The sequence below is a fragment of the Terrisporobacter mayombei genome (assembly GCF_020748465.1).
GTDB lineage: Bacteria > Bacillota > Clostridia > Peptostreptococcales > Peptostreptococcaceae > Terrisporobacter > Terrisporobacter mayombei.
This window is the reverse complement of the sequence record NZ_JAHZMP010000004.1, coordinates 66,920-89,529: the sequence shown is the minus strand read 5'-3', so window position 1 is coordinate 89,529 and position 22,610 is coordinate 66,920. Positions and strand designations below refer to the sequence as shown.

Below are 22,610 nucleotides of genomic sequence, written 5' to 3'. Positions count from 1 at the left end.
TGTTCATAAAATATGTTTTTCATATATACTATTTTTACAAATTATTTTATAATATAGTTAAATAATTGTAATATTTTGGAGGATAAATGTAATGAATTTTAAATCAGATATAGAAATAGCACAGGAATCAAAACCTCTACATATTAGAGAAATCGGTAAAAAATTAGGATTAAATGAAGATGAATTAGAGTTTTATGGAAAATATAAGGCTAAGATTGATTACAACTTATTGAAAACACATAAAAAGGATAAAAAAGCTAAGTTAATTTTAACTACAGCAATAAATCCAACTCCAGCAGGAGAGGGGAAGACTACGACAACTATAGGTTTAGCAGATGGTTTACAAAGAATGGGTAAAAACTCAATAGTTGCACTACGAGAACCTTCTTTAGGACCTGTGTTTGGAATAAAAGGTGGAGCCGCTGGTGGAGGTTATGCCCAAGTTATACCAATGGAAGATATAAACTTACACTTTACAGGAGATTTTCACGCAATAGGAGCAGCAAATAATTTATTAGCAGCAATGATAGACAACCATATACATCAGGGCAACAAATTAAATATTGATCCAAGGACTATAACTTGGAGAAGATGCGTAGATATGAATGATAGACAATTAAGAAATATAGTTTGTGGTATGGGTAGAAAAGTTGATGGTATAGTTAGAGAAGACGGATTTGATATAACTGTAGCATCAGAAGTTATGGCAGCTTTCTGCTTAGCAAATAATATTAATGAATTAAAAGAAAAGTTAGGGAATATAATTATTGGATATACTTACGGAAATTTACCTGTAACAGCTAAAGAATTAAATGCTAATGGGGCAATGGCAGCTTTATTAAAAGATGCTTTAAAACCTAATTTAGTTCAAACCTTAGAAGGAACACCAGCCTTTGTCCATGGAGGGCCATTTGCTAATATAGCTCATGGATGTAACTCTATAATAGCTACAAAAATGGCTATGAATTTTGCAGACTACGTTGTAACAGAAGGTGGATTTGGAGCAGATTTAGGAGCAGAAAAATTCTTAGATATAAAATGTAGAATGGCTGATATAAAGCCAGATGCAGTAGTAATTGTAGTTACTGTAAGAGCTTTAAAATATAATGGTGGGGTAGATAAATCTAACTTAAATGATACAAATTTAGAAGCTTTAGAAGCTGGATTGCCAAACTTATTAAAGCATGTGGAAAATATTACGCAAGTATTTAAGTTACCTGCAGTTGTTGCAATTAATGAGTTTCCAACAGATAGCCAGGAGGAAATTGACTTAATAAAAGAAAGATGCAATGATTTAGGTGTAAATGTAGTTTTATCACAAGTATGGGCAAAAGGTGGAGAAGGTGGAGTTGATCTGGCTAAAGAAGTAGTAAGGCTTTGCCAAGAAGAAAATAACTTTGAATATGCTTACCCACTAGAAGGAAGCATAAAAGAAAAAATAAATGAAATAGCTACTAAAATATATGGAGCTGAAGGTGTAGACTTTACTAAAGAAGCAGAAAAAGAAATTGCTAATTTAGAAAAATTAGAATTTGCAAATCTTCCTATATGTGTGGCGAAGACTCAATATTCATTAACAGATGACCCTTCGAAATTAGGTAGACCAGAAAATTTTAGAATAACAGTTAGAAAAATTAATATAAGTGCTGGAGCCGGATTTATAATTGCTTTAACAGGAGATATTATGAAAATGCCAGGATTACCTAAAATACCAGCAGCTGAAAGAATAGATATTGATGAAAATGGTGTAATAGTGGGATTATTCTAAATTAGACAAATGATAAAAGTATATACAAAAGTAGCAATAGTTTATGGTTATTGCTACTTTTATTTTTGGCACAAATAAGTTTGAACATGTATATGGTAATAAGTAATTATTGAAAAATATTAAATAAATCTGATATAATCAGAAAGTATTTTAATTAAAAAAAGATCAGGAGGAGATAGAGTGACTAATCACAATCAGAAAAAAAATAATATATTAAAAAATTTAATATGTATAAGTACTATTGCTCTTTTAATTGTAGGAATAATAGAAGTTGAAGTACAAGCTGCAGATAATAAACATATAAGTGTTCAAAAAAGAATTGTCTCCTTAAAATTAGGACAAGCTACAAATATAAACTATACAGCAAATCAAAATAATGATGTAGAATATTATTCAAATAATCGAATGGTAGCAACTATAGATCCAAATGGGAATATAATAGGAAATATGATAGGAAGTACAACTGTTGTAGGTAAAGACAAAGGTGGAGATGTATTAGAGACAGTAGTTATAGTTTATAGAGATTTATTAGAGCCTTTAAGTGAGATATCAGAACCGAGGTATACTTTAGAAAATGGTGTTTATACAAATAAATCTGCAAAGAATACAAATGATGCTTTACTAATGTTTACTGGAGACTTAATGTGTCAAACAAGGCAGCAAGAAGCAGGCAAAACAGAAGATGGAACTTATGTGTTTAATGATAGTTTTAATATGGTTAAGGATATATTTTCTAAAGCAGATTTTGTGGCAGGAAATTTAGAAAGTCTACTATCGAATACATCCCCTTATATGAGTGAAGAAAAAGAACTAGGCGGTCAACCTCATTGTAATGGACCATCTACGTATTTAGATGCTTTAAAATATGCAGGATTTGATGCTTTAGTTAATTCAAATAATCATATAGCTGACGATGGCGAAATGGGTATATTACAAACTCTTGATTTACTTGAGCAATATAAATTTGCATATACAGGATCCTTTAGAGATAAAGATGAGCAAAGATTTATTATAGTAGATGTAAATGGGATAAAAATTGCACTAATGTCTTACAGTGAAGATTTTAACGAAAAAGATATAACATTGGATGAAGATATAAAGGAGGTTATGATTAATAGATATACTAAAGAAGCTATAGAAAAAGATGTAAAGGATGCAAAAGCTATGGGAGCAGAGTATATTATTGCTTATAATCACTGGGGCGAAGAGTATACAAATGATTATAATGAAGATCAAGCAAAAAGTGCTGAAGAAATGGCTAATGCAGGTGTAGATTTTATAATAGGTTCTCATCCTCATGCACTTCAGACATTTGAAGTTATAAAAACAAGGGATAATAGAAAGGTACCTGTTGTCTATTCTTTAGGAAACTTTATATCACATCAATATAAACCTGTAACTAAAGATAACTTTATATTAACTTTAAACTTAAAGAGAGATAAAGAAGGAAAAGTATATTTAGCAGATGAAGGGTATATTCCTTGTTATGTTTTTGAAGAATACGATAGCATTCCTTATTTAGTAACACCAATATCGAAAGACTTTAATGGTGGAATAGAAAATTCTGAATTAAATGAATCATATATGAGAATACAGGATGTTGTAAATGCAACCATGCCAGAGATAACATCTTATAGTCAATTAAAAAAATAAATCCTGATAAGGGTTTATTTTTTACATAATTATTTGTGAATGAATATGATAAACTTAAAGGTTTGTAATATTAATAATCATAATTATAAACATATTAAAATAATAGGAAATGTAAAAGGAGTAATAAGAGATATATAAAGATATAGTTATAAATATCTATTATCTGAAAAATGGTGAAAAAGCACCAAAAACAAGAGATGAAAATAATTTGATTTTATGGATTAGCAGAAGTATATTAGCTGTTTTGGCCATTTTTATATTAAATAAAAAATCTAGAAAGAAATAAAAAATAATTTTAGAAAAATATTTAAGTTGAACTCTTATAGAGTTCAACTTTTTTGTTTAAACTTGCAAAGAATTATAAGTAACATGGTATACTTTTTATATTAATATTATTTAAAAAAGTAGGTATATTAGACTAAAATTTTTAATAATTATTACATGCTAAAGAGTTGTAAATAGGAGGGTTTTAAATGGCAGGTATAATAACAAGATTCAAAGACATTATGTCTTCAAACATTAATGCATTATTGGATAAGGCAGAAGATCCATCAAAAATAATTGATCAATACTTAAGAAATTTAGAAAGTGATTTGGGAAAAGTTAAAGGTGAAACTGCATCTGTAATGGCTGAAGAAAAAAGAGCGAAAAGAGAGTTAGATGAATGCAATGAACAGATAAATAAAATGCAAAAATATGCTGAGAAAGCTTTAATAGCAGGAAATGAATCTGATGCAAAACTGTTCTTAGAAAAGAAAACCCAATTATCTAAAAATCAACAAAGTTTACAACAATCTTATGATATAGCTACAGATAATGCTACAAAAATGAGAAGCATGCATGATAAACTTGTTAAAGATATAGGTGAATTAAATGCAAGAAGAGACCAATTAAAAGCTAAGCTAGCAGTTGCTAAAACACAAGAAAGATTAAATAAGATTGGCTCAAGTGTGAACGGAGCCAAAGGAAATTTATATGCTTTTGATAAAATGGAAGATAAAATAAATAAACAGTTAGATGAAGCTAATGCGATGTCTGAATTAAATTCTTTAAAAGAAGAAGAAAGCATAGAAGATTTAATGAGCAAATATGATAATAATAAAGAGAGTAATTCTGAAGTAGATAATGAATTACAAGCTTTAAAAAAGAAATTAGGATTATAAAATTTTTAAAAGATTATGTTTTATGGGGGTGATTTTATAAGTAAGTCTTATTATTGTGAAGGATGTGGGGGAGTTATGGAATTTAATGCTGCAGCTCAAGCCCTAAAATGTCCTAACTGTGGCACTGAAGTTGAAATAAAAAATAATCCAGAGTATGTTATAGAACATAATCTTGATATTCATGCAATTAAGACAATAAAAGTAGAGGAAAAAAATTCTACAAGTATGGAATGTGAAGGATGTGGAGCTAGAGTAGAAGTTGATGCAACTAGTACAGCAACTACTTGCCCATACTGTGGATCTCACTATGTTTTATCTCAAAAACAAATTGAATCTATAATTCCAGATGGTGTAATTCCATTTAAAATAGATAAGTACGATGTAGAATCTATATTTAGTCAATGGATAAAAAAAAGATGGCTTGCTCCAAATGTTTTAAAAACTTTATATCAAAAGGATAAGGTTCAAGGAATTTACATGCCTTATTGGACATTTGATGCTGATACAAGTACTAACTATACTGCAATGGGTGGAATCGATTATAGAGTGGAATATGAAGATAGTGAAGGTGAAAAACATACAAGAATAGAAACTAAGTGGTATCCTACCAGTGGCCATATAAATCATTTTTTTGATGATGTTTTAGTTAGAGCATCAAATAAATTGAGTGAGAATCTTTTAGGGTGGATTGAACCATATAATACAAAGGATGTGGCATCATATTCACCAGATTATATGTCAGGCTATTGCTCAGAAATATATACTGTAGATTTGAAGGATGCACACAGTAATGCCATGAATAAAATGAGAAATGATATTCATTATATGGCTGAAAGAGATGTGTTAAGGCGCTATAATAGAGTTCGTTCAGTAAGACTTCATACTTCTTACTCAGATGAAACATATAAACATATTTTTATACCTGTTTATTCAACTGCTTATACATACAAAGATAGACAATACAATGTTTTAATAAATGGAGAAAATGGGAAAATTAAAGGCGAATACCCAAAGAGCCTTGTTAAAATTGCAGCCATAGTTATAGTAATATTAGGTATATTATTTGGAATTTATTTAGCATCATCAGATGAAGATGTGAGTTATAATGATGACAAAAAAATTAAGTATAGTGAATTAGTTAAAGATGAAACTGTTTCTTCCTTGGAAGAAATAACGTTTTAGGAGGTTAGTATTATGGGACTATTTAGCAACCAATTTTCCAATGTAGTTGAATGGGAAGAATTTAGAGATGACATGCTATTTTGGAAATGGGACAATAAAGAAATAAAAAAAGGTAGTAGACTAGTTGTTAGAATGGGTCAAGATGCTATCTTTATGTATAATGGTAAAATCGAAGGAATTTTTAAAGATGAAGGAAGTTTCGATATGGAATCGGAAATAATTCCTTTTTTATCAACATTAAAAGGATTTAGATTTGGATTTAATAGTGGCATTAGAGCTGAAGTTTTATTTGTTAATACAAAGGAATTAACAGTAAAATGGGGAACAAAAAATGCTATTAATATACCATCACCAGGACTTCCAGGAGGAATGCCAATAAAATCTTTTGGTACATTCTGTTGTAAGATATCAGACTATGAAGTACTAATTGATAAAATTGCAGGGATTAAAAAACAATTTACCATAGAAGATGTAAAATCACGTATCATGTCTATGTTGGATCAAGTTATCATGAAATGGATAGTAAAAGAAGGTAAAGATATTTTCAACCTTCAAGTAAATGCATTTGAAATATCTAAGGGAATACAGGAAGACTTGGATATGGAAATGGAGAAGATAGGAATAGCCATTACAAACTTCACTATATCAAGTGTATCATATCCAAAAGAGATACAAGAAATGGCTACAAAAGCTGCATCTCATAGCATGATTGGTGATATGAATAAATATAATCAAGTTGCCATGGCAGACTCTTTATCAAAAGGTAGCTCTGGAGGTTCTATGGCTTCTGATATGGCAGGAATGCAAGTTGGAATGATGATGGGCCAACAAATGGTTGAGAATATGAATAAAAAGCCACAAAATAATGAAACTCAAGAAAGTTCATCTGGAGAAAAAAAACCTAACTTCTGTCCAAACTGTGGGGCAAAAAATGAAGGATCCAACTTCTGCCCAAATTGTGGAGCAAAATTAGCGTAACAATAAAAAAGATATAAGTTATATATAACTTATATCTTTTTTATTGTTATCTATATTAGAATATATTTGGCTTATTCAAATATAAAAAAATAATAACATATCTTATTAAATTAAACGAAAAATAAAAATTTTATTTAATTTTAAATAATTATAAATGTAAAATATATTAAAAAATATTATAATATAGATATGCTATTTAATGGAAGTATTAATTATGTTTCCTAGACACATCAGGGGGGGAGTATTATGAGGAACAAAAGAAAGAGTACAGAGTTGGTTTCACCTATAGGAAAGTACTGTACAGCAGTAGATTTAAAAAATCCAAATGAAGAGTATATTGAAACTAAATTATCACCATTTGCATCTTATAAAGGGGACAATCATAAGATCAATAGGCCAAAGAGAACTACATCAAAATCAGAAGTAGATTTTTTATTGGAAAAGGGCCATATTGGTGAAGTTGAAAAAATGATACTATTTGCTATTAATAATTTAGTTTTTGCAACTTCTTTACAAATTACTACATATCTAAATAAAGGTGGGGTAAATGTAGAATCAAAATCAGTAGCCAGAAAACTAACAAGATTGAAGGAAAAAAGCTTTATAAAACAAATTGAGTTTGTATCAGAAAATAGTACAAGTTCATATAAAGCTTATTACTTAGGTTATCATGGAATAGGATTATTAAGAGCATTGGACAGGAAAACATATTCACAAGGATATGTAAGCGAAATCAAAACTGCAAAAATTAAGTGTTTATTAGCATCTAATCAATTATTGACACAAGTGATGGAAACAGATACAGAATTTAAAGTTTCTAAAATAATACTAAATGAGAATATAAGAAATTGCATAGTGAGACCTCAGTCAATGTTAACAAATGATGGTAAAAGTTATCTAGTAGAAGTTGTTAGAAAAACAGATAACTGGAAAGAAGAATTTTCAAACAAGTTACTTAGATATGAGAATGTAATTGAACATTATGATAATTTAAATATTAAATTTAGTGAAAAGCCAAGCTTAATAGTACAAGGTGAGTCTTATGATCATATGATAGAAATCATGAGTATGATTAAGGGCAGACAAGAGGAAGTTAATATAGATATAATATTCACTTTTGATAGGATATTACTATATAACTTAGAAGAAGCATTCTTTGCATTAGAGGAAAAGCAAAGTAAAAAGAACTTATTCTCATTCTTATTTAAATGCTAATAAAAATATCACCATGGATAGAATTTATCCACGGTGATATTTTTATTAGCAAAATATTTCTGAATTTAAAAAAGTTATTGTAGAAAAATAAAATATGCTGTTGTTTAATAAATTAGATTGAATTATTTTTGAAAAATAGAATAAAAAAGTATTTATAGCTAAAATTCTACATTCATTCATAAAAAATTTACATTAAATTCATATTAATAAGGTATTATTAAAGCATAGAAAGACTAGCTTAATAATTTACTTAAATACCCGTATAATGATAGATTCCCTCACACTCTTTTATCTATCATTATGAACCTTAAGCCCTGTACCCTCGTAGCAGGGCTTTATTTTTTTATATAAATTTATATCTTGGCTTCTTTTCCTTAAAAATAACATATCTTAATAAATCATCCATATATATAGCAAAAAGTGACAAAAAGAACCAAGCAATAGAGCTATTTAATGATATTTGACCTAAAAAATTATATTTTAGTTGTGAGTAATCCCATACATTTAATAATAATATTCTATTTATTATAATTCCTGAAAACAATTCTACAATATCAACAAGAAGTACAGAAATTAACATTTGAAGTAATAAAGGGATTTCTTTATTTGAGAATTCGTTTATAGATCCTATAAGTATAAAGCAAAGACCACCTACTATTACCATTGAAAAATGGGAATATCCTCTATATGCAATTTCAATGAAATAATATGTTATACCTCCGATGAGAAATAATGTTAAATATTTTAGTATAGTATTTAAAATTTTCATATATTCTACTCCTTATAAATTTCTTAATATTAGTAATTATTTTTTCTAACCAATGAATTAACATACATGGCAAAAAAAGTAACAAATTTTGTTTAGGTAGAATAAATAGGGGGTAAATATATATTACAAAAGACAATTAGGAGGTAATTATAATGTCAGATAGAATAATATGCGATTGCATGGGAACTTCATTAGAAGATATAAAAAAAGCTGTGGCTAGTGGAGCTAAAACAGTAGACGATATAAAAGAAATCACTGAAGCGGGAACAATCTGTGGTGGATGTGACTGTGAAATTGAAGAAGCACTTAAAGAAGTATTATAACAATTAATACATGGTAATAAGGGGACTGGAAAGTCCTCTTATTTTTTTGTGGATATGTAAAAATTTTTTAGATATTATATCAGAAATTTATACAAAACTTACCCTAAAATTAATAAATTATGCTGGTAATTTAAGGATATTTATATGTAAAAATTTGGTAAAAAAGTCATGCTTTATAATATGGGTATTTTCTCCAATTAAGTATTAAAGCCAACTTTAAAAAATATGCTAAATATTCTAAATATAATAAGAAAATAATATGAATAATTTTTATTGGGAATATAAAATAAAGTTGTTTGATATTTTTATATGATTATTGTATAATAAATTCGTACTTAAGGAATGGATTGGGAAAATGTTTTACAAGGTGGGAAAATGATTTACTAATACAAAACATTTTATTATATATACAAAGAGAGGGAAGATTAATATGTTAAAAGTTACTTTAAATGATGTAAAAAAAGCTCAAGAAACTATTAAAGGTGTAGTTAAAGAAACTCCTGTTTTAGAAAGTAAAACTTTAAGTGAAATGACAGGGGCTAACGTTTTCTATAAGTGTGAAAACTTACAAAAGACAGGATCTTTCAAGGTAAGAGGAGCTGTTAACACAATAGCAAATTTAACTGACGAACAAAAAGCAAACGGTGTCATAGCTTCAAGTGCTGGAAACCATGCTCAAGGTGTTGCATTAGGAGCACAAATGACTGGGATTAAAGCTACAATAGTAATGCCTGCTACTGCACCTCTTGCAAAAGTTTCTGCTACTAGGGGATATGGAGCAGAAGTTGTATTAAACGGGGAAGTTTACGATGATGCTTATGCAAAAGCTGTAGAAATACAAAAAGAAACTGGTGCTACTTTCATACATCCATTCAACAACGAATATGTAATGGCTGGACAAGGAACAATTTCTTTAGAAATGTTTAAACAATTAAATAATGAAGTAGATACTATACTTTGCCCAATTGGCGGTGGGGGAATAATAGCTGGTGTTGCAGTAGCTGCAAAAGCTTTAAACCCAAATGTAAAAATTGTAGGTGTTCAAACTGCAAATATACCTTCAATGCAAGAATCAGTAAAAAATGGAAAAGTTACAACCGCTTTCCATGCTGCTACAATAGCTGATGGTATAGCTGTTAAGACTCCAGGAGATGCTACTTTTGAAATAATAAAAGAATTAGTTGACGAAGTAATAACTGTAACTGAAGAAGAAATAGCTCAAGGAATGTTATTCTTATTAGAACATCAAAAAATAGTTTCTGAAGGTGCTGGAGCAGTTTCAACAGCAGCTTTATTATCTAAGAAATATCAACCAGCTTCAGGGGAAAAAGTTGTTTGTATAGTTTCTGGTGGTAACGTAGATGTTAACACATTATACAGAGTTATAGGCGCAGGTTTAGCTAAAGAGGGAAGAAGATATTCATTCTCTACAATAATGACTGACAAACCAGGTGGATTCTTAGAATTAATAAAAATAATAAGCGAAAATAATGCAAATATATTAAATGCTAATCAAACGAGATTATCTTCAGGTGGAGCTATAGGAAAACAATCAGCAGAGTTCATACTTGAAACATTTGATAATAATCATATAGCTAAAATAAGAAGTGAAATAGAAGCAGCTGGATTTAAAGTAACTGAATTATAAAAATATATAGTTATTAGGGAATAAAATATAGATTAAAAGACTATCAATATGATAGTCTTTTTTATTATTTAATATTTTTTATTATATTCCAAATATCATTTGCAGAATTTATTAAATACTGGCCTTTATAATAATCAAGTTTTATTTCATCAAAGTTTTTTATGTTTTTTACGATTTCTGGTCTTTCTTGAAATGATCCAAGGATATTAAAGTCCTTGTCTAAAACAACTATTAATGGATATTTAGCATTTTCTATACCTAAAATAGGTTCTAAAAATTTCTTTCCTCTGGCCATAGTAACTATAGACATATCAAAATTAGTATTTAAATCTATAAATCTTTTTAGTACGGATCCATTTAGTTGATAATCAGGACACCATATTTCTCCAGCAACTAAGAACTTTATTTCTTTGTCAAAGCTCATAATATTATTTGTTAATTCATCATCTAAAATTATTCTTGATGAATTTTTTGCTATCCTAGCTCTTTCACTTTTTGAACCTTCACCAACTGAAGTTTCAAAAGAGCAGCCAACCTGGTATAATTCTTTCAATGTCATTTTATTCATAACTTTCCTCCTAGATTATTTACTTACATTTCCTGCAACATTTAAAACATCCCATGTAGTAGCAAAGGGAGGTGCATAGCATAAATCTAGCATGCCAAGTTGATCTGTATTCATACCTGCTGTAATAGCTGCAGCTATTACATTGGATCTTTGAACAGCATCTTTGTACCCAGCTATTTGACCACCAAGGATAACTTTAGTTTTTGCATCATAAACTAATTTAACTAATAATTTTTCACGACCTGGATAGTAGTGTGTTTGATTATAATTAGTTATACATTTAGTTTTATAATTAATGTTAAGCGATTTGGCTTTTTCTTCTGTAAGACCAGTAACAGCAGCTTCCATATCTAAAACTTTTATACAACTAGAAGCTAAAGATCCAGGGAAAGAGGATTCTATACCGCCTAAATTTTCACCTACAATTCTACCTAATTTATTTGCGCCAGTAGCTAAAGGAACGTACATATCCTCATTAGTCACTAAACTTTTTATAGTTGCGCAATCTCCAGCAGAATAAACATCTTTAACTGATGTTCTACCACGCTCATCAACTACTATAGCACCATTAGGAAGCATTTCTATATTTGTATTTTTTAAGAATGAAGTGTTAGGCTTTACACCTATGGCCATAACCACTAAATCTGTGTCTATTTCACACTTATTAGTTATAACTTTTGTTATTTTATTATTTCCAACATATTCTTTAGCAGTTTCACCAAGATGTAAATGTATATTATTTTTTATTAATTCCTCTTCTAATAAATCCGTAATTTCTTTATCAAATACTTTGTTTAAAACTCTATTACTTTTGCCGATTAAATGAACATTTTTATTTAATTTTTTAGCGGCTTCAATAGTTTCTATTCCTATAAATCCAGCTCCTACGATAACTATATTATTATTTTCTTCCTTATGCATTAACTCTCTAAGCTTTATGCCATCATTCATATCTTTTAGAGTAGTTAAATTTTCATATGATTTATCGAAAGAAGGCATAATGCTACTTGCTCCAGTGGCAATCATTAATTTATCATAATTATCTGTGAAGATTTCCTCAGTTAAGGAATCTCTTATAGTAAGAATTTTGCTATCAGTATTTACATCTATAATTTCTTTAAAAGTTCTTAAATCTATTCCTGATTCTATGAATTTTGACTTTTCTCTTGCAATCATCATATTAGAATCTTGGAAAAATCCGCCCACATAATAAGGAAGGCCACAAGCTCCAAAAGATACTATGTCAGTTTTTTCATACACTATAACCTCATAATCAGGCTTTATTCTTTTTAATTTTGCAGCAGCAGACATACCTGCAGCTACAGCTCCTATTATAACAATTTTCATTTTTATCTCCTTAAGTATAAATTATTAATATTTATTCTATCATTATGATAATACCCTGAAAAGAGCATAAATAATCTAATCACAAGATTTATATAAGAAAAATATAATAAATCAAGGTATTTAGTTTATTTTTCTTATATAGAATTTATTATATTGGAGGAAACATATGTCTAAATACAGAGGAATAGATGTAAGTAACTGGTCAGGAACAATCGATTGGAAAGATGTGGCTAATAGCGGTATAGAAGCGGTTATTATCCAAGCATCAGAAGGAACTTTTTATAGAGATCCATATTTACAAGAATTTTATGATGGTACAAAAAGAAATAATTTAAAAATTGGTTTTTATCATTTTTTTAATCCAGGATCTTCTCCAACACCAGTGGAGCAAGCTAGATATTTTATAGACGCAATAAGTGGTCTTCATGCAGATATTAAATTAGTGCTAGATTTAGAACAAACAGGAGGACTTGGTAATTATGAGTTGACTAAGCAAGCAATTGAATTTTTAAAAGAAGTTAGAAGACTAAGTGGAATGGATGTAGCTGTATATACTTATACAAACTTTGCACAGAATAACTTATATGCAGGTATAGGGTTAGAGAATTACCCTTTATGGATTGCTCAGATTGACACAAATGCACCTCAGTCAAACCCAATATGGGGAGATAAATATGCAGCATGGCAGTATTCTGATACAGGTAGGGTAGAAGGAATAGATACAAATACAGATCTAGATATATTTAATGAGACAATATTTTTAGATGATAAAAAACATATTCCGGGCACTAGAAAAGAAGAGTCAAAAGATAAAAGAGTAATTTACTATACAGTACAAGATGGAGATACATTAAGTGAAATAGCTAAGAGATATGGGGTTTCAGTAAAGGAATTGGGAAGTATTAATGGTATTACAGATGTTAATTTAATATATCCAGGACAAATATTAAAAATTTATCCAAAAGAAAAAAGAGAAGAAAGAAAAAAACTTAGAAAAAAATTCTATAGCACTTATGTTGTAATGAGTGGAAATACACTATCAAGTGTAGCAGGTAAGTTTCATACAACAGTGGATGAACTTGTTCAATTAAATGATATATCAAATCCAAACTTAATATATCCAGGAGAAATACTAAAGATACCAAGCCTTAAAAAGGGTCCAAGTAAATCAATTTAAAATAAACAGTATATAATAACGTATATTGTTAAATCAGGAGATACTTTTTATAGTATAGCTAAAAGATTTCATACCACAGTTGAAGATTTAGTAGAATTAAATGGATTATTAAATCCTAATTTAATATATGCAGGTGAAGTATTGAAAATAGAATCTTCAGGAAGGATAAAAGATGGAAAAGGATTTAGGGACTACTATGTTGTTCAAAAAGGAGACACTTTATCAAAAATAGCTAAAAAATTTAATAAAACAGAAAAAGATTTACTAGAAAATAATAACTTAACAAGTGATAAAGAATTATATGAAGGTCATGTAATTAGATTGAATTAATTTAAAAAGCTATATCAGAACAATAAATTTGTTTTGATATAGCTTTTTTATATCTTATGAAATCTATAATATTATTTATATTTATTAATTGAACTTACTAGATGTTCTAATTTGAATTTAGGATAGATAGGCTTCCTATTGTATATTAAAGAATTTTTTCTATATTCATTATATTGCTCTGTATCTTCTTCAAAATATTTATTGATTCCAATTTGTAACATATCTTCTTCATTATCAAAGTTCATATAATTTAGATAATCGTCAATTAAAGAAGGATTATCTTTAATTAATTTTATGAATTTTTCTTGTATGACTTTTAATTGACTTAATAAGCTTTTTGTTGCCTTGTGAATTTCATCATTAAGGTATTTAACATCTCTTACTGAATTAGTAAGGTCATTCATTACACGATATTGAGCATCTCTTATTCTTCTTGTATAAACTTCTGATAGGAAGAATAACTCACCTAAATATTTTTCATCTTCAAAAAATCCAGGCACTAGTAGTCTTATAGATGATAGATCTGATTTTTTATCAATTGTTAATTGAGTTCCACGATTAAATATGATTTTTAATGGGAACTTAAGATCATCTATATTAGCTTCTTCTTTTAGGACGCCATCCTCAACAATAAATAACTTACTATTTTGGAAAATAACAAAACTAGAATTATAGTTGTAATATAAAGTTTTTGTAGGAACTTTATCTCCAAAATTAAAACTACGAATTCCTTCAATACATTTAACTACACACTCATCTTTACTTAAAATAGGATAATAAAAACAATCAAACTTCATAACTCATCAACCCACCCTTATAAAAAAAATATATAATACATAAAAATATATCTAATATAATTATATCATTTATAACTAATAAATGTGAAAAATTTACCAATCATTCTAAAAAGTCATCAATGAAAATAAAACACAAATATTTACTTAAAATATAAAATATTTACAACATCAAAAACATATTATTCATAGGAGATAAATACAAATAATAATGGAATAATAGTATATTATATCCTTAAAATGTTATTGTGTTAACAATATAAAATTTAACTTGACTAAATAAAAAAAGTTCCTTATACTAATAGTTGCCATAGTTAACTATTTGTATAGGTAACTAAAATAAACGGAAAGGGATAGAACAAATGAGTATGCTACAAAAAAAATCTAAAGAGTTTTTAGATTCTATAGCAAAAATAAAAAAGCTAGCTCATAAGCATAAAAAATCTCAAGAATTTCAACCAGGCATGCTTATGACAATGAAAGTTATTTATAATGATTGCTTGAGCAATAAAGAAGATGAAAATTATTATGGGATGAAAACATCGCAATTAACGAAAGATCTGTGTATTACGAAGCCAGCTACATCAAAGATGTTAAATGTTATGGAGGAAAAAGGATATATTGAAAGGACTTCTAATAAAAGTGACAGAAGAGTTGTGTATGTAAAACTGACGAAAGAAGGAGAGAAATTTCGAAAGGATCAAAATAAAAAATTTGAAAACTTTACTTGTCAAGTAATTGAAAGAATGGGCGAAGAAGATACAGATAATTTAATTCGTCTGTTTGGAAAACTTTATGATGTCATAGAAGAATTACAGTCAGAGAAATAAAATCATAAAAATGAAGAAAGGGAGAAAAGATGTTAAAAATATTTAAGCATTTAAAAAATTCAAGTTTTATAATTTTTATTATTATATTACTTTTAGCAGGCCAAGCAAGTTGTGAACTATCTTTACCTACTTATACTTCAAATATTATTAATATAGGTATACAACAAGGAGGAATAGAAAATTCTGTTCCAGAGGTAATAAGAAAAAGTCAAATGGATAAACTTTTTATTTTTATGAGTGATAAAAATAAAAATACTATACTAGATAATTATAAATTATTAAGTAAGGATTCTTTAAGTAGTGATGAATTTAATAAATACAAAGAATCATATCCAGCATTAGATAAAGAAGATTTATATTTATTAAATACAGATAAAGAAAATACTTTATCAAAATTAGAGGATATACTTGGTAAGCCAGAATTAATTCTATATGGATTACAAAGTGATGATGAATCAAGTAAAATGATTCAAGAACAAATGAAAAAGAACATGACGTCTAATATGGCATCACAAAACATGTCACAAGGAAATATGCCAAATTCTTCAATGAATACTAATTTAGAAAATATGGATATGTTTACAATATTAGAGTCAATGACAAAAGATCAAAGAGATGACATGATTAAAGAAATTGATAAACAACTTATTGATTTACCAGATGCCATGATTAGTCAAGGTGCTGTATCTTTTGTTAAGAATGAATACAATGAAATTGGTATAGATACTGGAAGTCTTCAAACAAAGTACATACTTACTACAGGAGCAATAATGATTGGAATAACTGTACTAAGTGTGATAGCAGCTATTACAGTAGGATTTTTGGCATCAAAAGTAGGAGCATCTTTAGGACGTACTTTAAGATCTAAAACTTTTGAAAAAGTAATGAGATTTTCTAGTAAAGAAATGACTGAGTTTTCTACAGCCTCGTTAATAACACGTAGTACAAATGATATACAACAAATACAACAAATGACAGTTATGATGCTAAGAATGGTATTTTATGCACCATTTATGGCACTTGGAGGTATATACAAAGCACTGAATACAAATACATCAATGACATGGATTATAGGTGTAGCAGTTATAGGTGTTGTTATAATAGTAGGGATATTATTCTCAACAGTAATGCCTAGATTTAAATTATTGCAAAATTTAGTAGATAAATTAAATTTAGTAACAAGAGAAATACTAACAGGGCTTCCTGTTATACGTGCATTTAGTACAGAAAGATTTGAAGAAAATAGATTTGATGGAGTTAATAAAGATTTAACTAAAGTAAATATGTTTGTTAACAGAATGATGTCTTGTATGATGCCAGCTATGATGCTTGTTATGAACGTTATATCAGTATTAATAGTTTGGGTAGGTGCAAAAAATATTGATACTGGAGCAATGCAAGTTGGAGATATGATGGCATTTATTCAATATACAATGCAAATAGTAATGTCATTCTTAATGATATCAATGGTTTCTGTTATGTTGCCAAGAGCAGCAGTATCAGCTAAACGTATAAATGAAGTATTAGACAAAGATATAGTAATTAAAGAAGATAAAAATCCTAAAACTTTTGACAACAATAAAAAAGGTTTAGTTGAATTTAAAAATGTTTCATTTAAGTACCCTGATGCAGATGAAAAAATATTACATGATATCAACTTTACAGCAAAACCAGGTGAAACAACAGCATTTATTGGAAGTACAGGAAGTGGTAAGTCAACATTAATTAATTTAATACCAAGATTCCACGATGTCACAGAAGGTGAAATTAAAGTTGATGGGACTGATATAAAAAATGTATCGCTTCATGACTTAAGAGATAAAATTGGTTATGTTCCACAAAAAGGAGTATTATTCTCTGGAACGATTGATTCAAACTTAAGATATGGTAAAAAAGATGCTACAGAAGAAGAGATAATAAAAGCAGCAAGGATAGCTCAATCAATAGATTTTATAAATGATAAGGAAGATAAATTTGATTCTGAAATATCTCAAGGTGGATCAAACGTATCAGGTGGTCAGAAACAAAGATTATCTATTGCCAGGGCAATAGCAAAAAATCCAGAAGTATTTATATTTGATGATAGTTTCTCTGCCCTAGACTTTAAAACAGATGCAAAACTTCGTAAAGCATTAAAGACAGAAACTAAAGAGAGTACAGTTTTAATAGTAGCTCAAAGAATTAGTACAATTTTAGATGCAGATCAAATCGTAGTATTAGATGAAGGAAGAATAGTTGGAATAGGAACGCATAAAGAACTTCTAAAAAATTGTGAAATCTATAAAGAAATAGCATTATCACAACTTTCAAAGGAGGAGTTAGAAAATGAGTAGAGAAGGCAATAGACAAAGAAGACCGAGAGGACCTATGGGTGGTCCTGCAATAGGTGGACCAATAGAAAAAGCAAAAGACTTCAAGGGAACAATGAGAACATTAATGTCTTACTTGGCTAAATATAAATTATCGATAATAATAGTATTTATATTTGCCATAGGAAGCGTAACATTTTCAGTAATAGGACCTAAAATATTAGGTAAAGCTACAACAGAAATATTTAATGGTTTGGTTGGTAAAGTATCTGGAAATAGTACTGGAATAGATTTTGAAGCTATAAAGAGAATATTAATAGCTTTAGTTATACTGTATGTAGTAAGTGCTATATTCTCATTTATACAAGGGTACGTAATGAGTGGTATTTCTCAAAAGGTAGCATATAACCTTAGAGATGAATTAGTGAAAAAAATAAATAGATTACCTATGAAATATTTTGATACAAAAACTCATGGGGAAGTATTATCAAGGTTTACAAATGATATAGACACTTTAGCAATGAGTTTAAATCAAAGTTTAACACAAATAATAACATCTGTTACTACTTTAGTAGGAGTATTAATAATGATGTTAACTATAAGTGTACTTATGACAGTTAGTGCATTAGTAGTTATACCAATATCATTATTTATAATTTCTTTTGTTATTAAAAAATCTCAAAAGTACTTTAAGAGCCAACAAGAATACTTAGGTAATGTCAATGGACAGGTGGAAGAACTATATGGTGGTCACATAGTAGTGCAAGCATTTAACGGAGAAGAAGAATCTATAAAAGAATTTAATAAAATTAATAATAAATTATATGATTCAGCATGGAGAGCTCAATTTTTATCAAGTACAATGCAGCCTATAATGATGTTTGTTGGAAATTTAAGTTATGTTGTGGTTTCAATACTTGGTGGATATTTAGTTATAAAAAATAGAATTGAAGTAGGTGATATTCAGTCATTTATTCAATACGTAAGAAGTTTTAATCAACCAATAGCACAAATGGCTCAAATATCAAATCAGTTACAATCTACAGCAGCTGCAGCCGAGAGGGTATTTGAATTCCTAAATGAAGAGGAAGAAGATGTAACAGTAGAAAATCCTGTAAGTATAGAAGGATTAGAAGGTAGAATTGATTTTGAAAATGTTAAGTTTGGATACGATAAAGACAGAACTATAATTAAAGACTTTACAGCTCATGTAAAACCAGGACAAAAAGTTGCTTTAGTTGGACCTACAGGAGCAGGTAAATCAACTATGATAAAATTATTAATGAGATTCTACGATGTAAACTCTGGAGCTATTCTTGTGGATGGTCATAATGTTAAAGATTTCAATAGAGGAGAACTTAGAGAATTATTTGGAATGGTTCTTCAAGATACTTGGTTATTTAGTGGTTCAATAAAAGAAAATATTAGATATGGTAGATTAAATGCTAGTGATGATGAAGTAATAAATGCTGCTAAAGCAGCCCATGTTCACCACTTTATAAAAACTTTACCAGATGGATATAATATGTTATTGAATGAAGAATCAAGTAATATATCACAAGGTCAAAAACAATTATTAACTATAGCTCGTGCAATATTGGCAGATCCTAAAATATTAATATTAGATGAAGCAACAAGTTCTGTTGATACAAGAACTGAACTTTTAATACAAAAAGCTATGGATAATTTAATGGAAGGAAGAACAAGTTTTGTAATTGCTCACAGATTATCTACTATAAGAAATGCAGATTTAATATTAGTTATTAATGATGGAGATATTGTTGAACAAGGAAATCACGAAGAATTATTAGCAAAAGATGGTTTCTATGCAAATTTATATAATTCACAATTTGCAGATAAAGAAGCTATGTAAATATAATTATATATAAAGAAAAAAACACCTTAAATATATTATATATATTTAAGGTGTTTTTGGTTATATTAATATAGTTGCTGGTTCACAATAAATAATATATTATTAAAATTGTGGGTATGTGAATGACATTTTAGTGGAGGTTAAAAAATGGAAAGAAGGATTAGACAATTATCTAATGGGGTAGAAATTCCTATTGTAGGTTTTGGAACATATAAGTTACAAAACGAAAATAATGAAGCTTGTAATATTATAAAAGAATCAATTGATTTAGGATATAGAAATATAGATACAGCATCATTTTATAATAATGAAGAAGGTATAGGTAAAGGTATCAGAGAGTCTGGTATACATAGAGAAGAATTATTTGTAACTACGAAGGTATGGATTGATGATGATGGATATGAAAATACAATAAATGCTTTTAATAAATCTTTGGACAAGTTGGGATTGGAATACATAGACTTATACTTAGTACATTGGCCAACAGAAAACATTAAAGAAACTTGGAGAGCTATGGAGTATTTATACAAAGAAAAAAAGGTTAGAGCAATAGGCGTTTGTAATTTTACAGTAAAGCAAATAGAAGAAATTATAGGTTTTTCAGAAATAAACCCTATGGTAAATCAAATAGAAATACATCCTAAACGTTCAGAAAAAGAATTATTAAAAGTCTGCAAAAGACATAATATTGTAGTTCAAGCATGGAGTCCCATAATGAGAGGACAGTTGTCATCCAATACCATAATTAAAAAATTATCTCAAAAATATAATAAAAGTGAGGCACAAATAATATTAAGATGGCATTTACAAAATAACGTCATTGCCATACCAAAAACAAGTAAACTTAATAGAATTAAAGAAAATATTAATATATTTGATTTTGAGATAGAAAAAGAAGATATTGACGAAATAGATTCTATTAATAAAAATGAAAGAATGAAACCACAAAAATATGAAAATTTATATAAAGTAGTATAAAAGAGATTTTTAAATCTCTTTTTTTGTTAAAAAAATTCTGCTAACAAGGGAAAAAGTACCTAAATAATAAATAGTAATTGTATTATATAATACAAAAGGAATTGAAGTTGGATTCTTTCGCCATAAAACTAGGATTACAATTTTAATTATTATAAATAAGTGAATATAAATTACAAAGAAAGGAAGATAAATGAATTTAAAAATAAGCAATTTCACAGAGGAAAATGAATTTATTGAAGAACATTTTCCTTTTATCATTAAATCAATAAGCAAAGTAACTAAGAGATATGTTTCCATTGAAAATGATGAAGAGTTTAGTATAGGTGTACTGGCATTTCATGAAGCTATGAAAAAATATAGTGAAGATAAAGGTCCATTTCTACCATTTGCAAGTTTAGTAATAAGTAGTAGAATAAAAAACTATTTATTAAAAGAAAACAAACATCGTTTAGACCCATCCTTAGAAAGTTTAAAAAAAGAAGGTATAGAATTTAGTGAAGAAATTATTAATCCTAAAGAAGACAAAAACCATTTAAAAGATGAAATAGAAAATTTAAAGTTGCATATGAAGGAATTTGGTTTTGATTTTGAGGATTTAGTTGATGACGCTCCAAAACATAAAAAAACAAGAGAAAATGCTATAAACCTATCTGAAAAGGTCAGCAAAGAAAACCCCCTAGTAGATTTTATGTATGAAAAAAAGAGATTACCAATAAAAAGAATTTCACTTCAATTTAATGTAACAGAAAAAATAATTAAAGGTAGTAAAAAATTTATTATTACAGTAATTATAATATTTGATAAGAATTATAGAAATTTAAAATTATGGATAAAAAGGTAGGTTGAATTATGTATAATAAAGGAATTATACTTGAAGTAAAAGAAAAATATTCCTTAGTTCTAAAAGACGACTCTACTGTTGTTAGGATAAGAAATAAGGAAAACATGCAAGTTGGAGACACAATAATTTTCTTAGAAGAGGACTTATATAAATTAACTAAAAGTAGAAATACTATGAAAAATAAAATCATACCTTTTTTGACTATTGCTGCAATGCTAGTATTATTAGTAGTACCTATAGTAAAAAATAATACTAAAGATGGGACTTATGCCTTAATGTCTATAGATATCAACCCAAGTATTGAGTTTGAATTAGATAAAAATAAAAATATAGTCAATGTTTATGGATTTAATGATGATGGCAAGAGAATTAACCTAGAGGAATTAAAGGGTAAAACATTGGAAGAAGGAATAAAGATATTAGAACAGTATTTAAGTAAAAATCATGGTGATAGTAAAGAAGGTATAGTAGGATTTACCTTTACTAATAAAATTAGTAATGATAAGTATGAAAATGAAGTAAAAGATATGGTTAGTAAAGGATTAAATAATACAAAGTTTGTTTATTTAAAAGGAACTGAAGAAGATATAGCACTTGCAAAAGAAAAAGGTGTGAGTATAGGTAGATATGAGGCATTATGTGATCTAGATGAAGATACTTTAGAAGATACAATAGAAAACATGTCTGTAGATGAAATTATGACTCTTTTAGGTGCAAATGGTAAAGATAATGTTTATTTAAATGAAGAAGTTATGGATGAGTTGCAAGACGAGTTAGAAGATAGAACTGAAAATGAATCTGAGGGCGACGATGATGATGACGATGATGGCAATGAAGATGATGATTAAAAAATAGGAGATA

General features: G+C 28.2%; 20 protein-coding genes and 1 pseudogene. 17 read left to right on the top strand and 4 right to left on the bottom strand.

The window, feature by feature from the left end; genetic code table 11:
- The first annotated feature begins 91 nt into the window (after positions 1 to 91).
- From K0039_RS14040 to K0039_RS14015, 6 genes are all read left to right on the top strand, one after another.
- On the top strand, positions 92 to 1,768 hold the full coding sequence (locus K0039_RS14040; protein WP_228105701.1) for a formate--tetrahydrofolate ligase: 1,677 nt from the start codon (positions 92 to 94) through the stop codon (positions 1,766 to 1,768).
- Between the two features lie 180 nt (positions 1,769 to 1,948).
- Entirely contained in the window at positions 1,949 to 3,421 is a 1,473-nt protein-coding gene (locus K0039_RS14035; RefSeq protein ID WP_228105700.1) for a CapA family protein, read from the top strand.
- A 473-nt stretch (positions 3,422 to 3,894) separates the two neighbouring features.
- Positions 3,895 to 4,584, top strand: coding sequence for a PspA/IM30 family protein (locus tag K0039_RS14030; RefSeq protein WP_228105699.1), 690 nt, complete (start codon positions 3,895 to 3,897; stop codon positions 4,582 to 4,584).
- A 75-nt stretch (positions 4,585 to 4,659) separates the two neighbouring features.
- Entirely contained in the window at positions 4,660 to 5,766 is a 1,107-nt protein-coding gene (locus K0039_RS14025) for a TFIIB-type zinc ribbon-containing protein (RefSeq protein WP_228105698.1), read from the top strand.
- A 12-nt stretch (positions 5,767 to 5,778) separates the two neighbouring features.
- Positions 5,779 to 6,744, top strand: coding sequence for an SPFH domain-containing protein (locus K0039_RS14020; RefSeq protein ID WP_228105697.1), 966 nt, complete (start codon positions 5,779 to 5,781; stop codon positions 6,742 to 6,744).
- Between the two features lie 246 nt (positions 6,745 to 6,990).
- Positions 6,991 to 7,959 (top strand): replication-relaxation family protein, encoded by a 969-nt coding sequence (locus K0039_RS14015; protein WP_228105696.1) that lies wholly within the window; start codon positions 6,991 to 6,993, stop codon positions 7,957 to 7,959.
- A 343-nt stretch (positions 7,960 to 8,302) separates the two neighbouring features.
- On the opposite strand, the gene K0039_RS14010 is transcribed toward K0039_RS14015, so the two are convergent.
- The gene (locus K0039_RS14010) at positions 8,303 to 8,728 is read right to left on the bottom strand and encodes a putative ABC transporter permease (protein ID WP_228105695.1); all 426 of its coding nucleotides are present in this window, start codon (positions 8,726 to 8,728) and stop codon (positions 8,303 to 8,305) included.
- 152 nt (positions 8,729 to 8,880) lie between these two features.
- Here K0039_RS14010 and K0039_RS14005 point away from each other — a divergent pair, with 152 nt between their 5' ends.
- Together K0039_RS14005 and ilvA are read left to right on the top strand one after the other, a co-directional pair.
- A complete protein-coding gene (locus K0039_RS14005) occupies positions 8,881 to 9,051 on the top strand; it encodes a (2Fe-2S)-binding protein (RefSeq protein WP_228105694.1) in 171 nt (56 codons plus the stop codon).
- A gap of 430 nt (positions 9,052 to 9,481) precedes the next feature.
- Positions 9,482 to 10,699 (top strand): threonine ammonia-lyase, encoded by a 1,218-nt coding sequence (ilvA, locus tag K0039_RS14000; protein ID WP_228105693.1) that lies wholly within the window; start codon positions 9,482 to 9,484, stop codon positions 10,697 to 10,699.
- A 64-nt stretch (positions 10,700 to 10,763) separates the two neighbouring features.
- Here ilvA and K0039_RS13995 read toward each other — a convergent pair whose 3' ends face one another.
- Positions 10,764 to 11,267, bottom strand: coding sequence for a thioredoxin family protein (locus tag K0039_RS13995; RefSeq protein WP_228105692.1), 504 nt, complete (start codon positions 11,265 to 11,267; stop codon positions 10,764 to 10,766).
- Between the two features lie 15 nt (positions 11,268 to 11,282).
- Entirely contained in the window at positions 11,283 to 12,614 is a 1,332-nt protein-coding gene (locus tag K0039_RS13990; RefSeq protein ID WP_228105691.1) for a CoA-disulfide reductase, read from the bottom strand.
- A 166-nt stretch (positions 12,615 to 12,780) separates the two neighbouring features.
- Here K0039_RS13990 and K0039_RS13985 point away from each other — a divergent pair, with 166 nt between their 5' ends.
- From K0039_RS13985 to K0039_RS22010, 3 genes and pseudogenes are all read left to right on the top strand, one after another.
- Positions 12,781 to 13,791 carry a GH25 family lysozyme gene (locus tag K0039_RS13985; RefSeq protein WP_228105690.1) on the top strand — a complete coding sequence of 337 codons (1,011 nt, stop codon included), beginning with the start codon at positions 12,781 to 12,783 and terminating at the stop codon, positions 13,789 to 13,791.
- A 12-nt stretch (positions 13,792 to 13,803) separates the two neighbouring features.
- Positions 13,804 to 13,908 (top strand): annotated as a pseudogene (locus tag K0039_RS22820) (LysM peptidoglycan-binding domain-containing protein); the annotation flags it as partial.
- A gap of 24 nt (positions 13,909 to 13,932) precedes the next feature.
- A complete protein-coding gene (locus K0039_RS22010) occupies positions 13,933 to 14,121 on the top strand; it encodes a LysM peptidoglycan-binding domain-containing protein (RefSeq protein WP_265589488.1) in 189 nt (62 codons plus the stop codon).
- A gap of 71 nt (positions 14,122 to 14,192) precedes the next feature.
- Here K0039_RS22010 and K0039_RS13975 read toward each other — a convergent pair whose 3' ends face one another.
- Positions 14,193 to 14,918 (bottom strand): hypothetical protein, encoded by a 726-nt coding sequence (locus K0039_RS13975; protein ID WP_228105689.1) that lies wholly within the window; start codon positions 14,916 to 14,918, stop codon positions 14,193 to 14,195.
- Between the two features lie 359 nt (positions 14,919 to 15,277).
- Here K0039_RS13975 and K0039_RS13970 point away from each other — a divergent pair, with 359 nt between their 5' ends.
- The 6 genes from K0039_RS13970 (at position 15,278) to K0039_RS13945 (ending at position 22,597) form a co-directional block, all read left to right on the top strand.
- The gene (locus K0039_RS13970; protein WP_228105688.1) at positions 15,278 to 15,745 is read left to right on the top strand and encodes a MarR family transcriptional regulator; all 468 of its coding nucleotides are present in this window, start codon (positions 15,278 to 15,280) and stop codon (positions 15,743 to 15,745) included.
- Between the two features lie 29 nt (positions 15,746 to 15,774).
- Positions 15,775 to 18,078: an ABC transporter ATP-binding protein gene (locus K0039_RS13965; protein WP_228105687.1), complete on the top strand. Its 2,304-nt coding sequence runs from the start codon at positions 15,775 to 15,777 to the stop codon at positions 18,076 to 18,078.
- Positions 18,071 to 19,927, top strand: a complete 1,857-nt coding sequence (locus K0039_RS13960) for an ABC transporter ATP-binding protein (protein WP_331476761.1) — start codon at positions 18,071 to 18,073, stop codon at positions 19,925 to 19,927. The genes K0039_RS13965 and K0039_RS13960 overlap by 8 nt, the downstream gene beginning before the upstream one ends.
- Before the next feature lie 150 nt (positions 19,928 to 20,077).
- A complete protein-coding gene (locus K0039_RS13955) occupies positions 20,078 to 20,908 on the top strand; it encodes an aldo/keto reductase (protein ID WP_228105686.1) in 831 nt (276 codons plus the stop codon).
- A 190-nt stretch (positions 20,909 to 21,098) separates the two neighbouring features.
- The gene (locus tag K0039_RS13950; protein ID WP_228105685.1) at positions 21,099 to 21,749 is read left to right on the top strand and encodes an RNA polymerase subunit sigma; all 651 of its coding nucleotides are present in this window, start codon (positions 21,099 to 21,101) and stop codon (positions 21,747 to 21,749) included.
- 8 nt (positions 21,750 to 21,757) lie between these two features.
- Positions 21,758 to 22,597: an anti-sigma factor domain-containing protein gene (locus tag K0039_RS13945; protein WP_228105684.1), complete on the top strand. Its 840-nt coding sequence runs from the start codon at positions 21,758 to 21,760 to the stop codon at positions 22,595 to 22,597.
- Positions 22,598 to 22,610 lie beyond the last annotated feature (13 nt).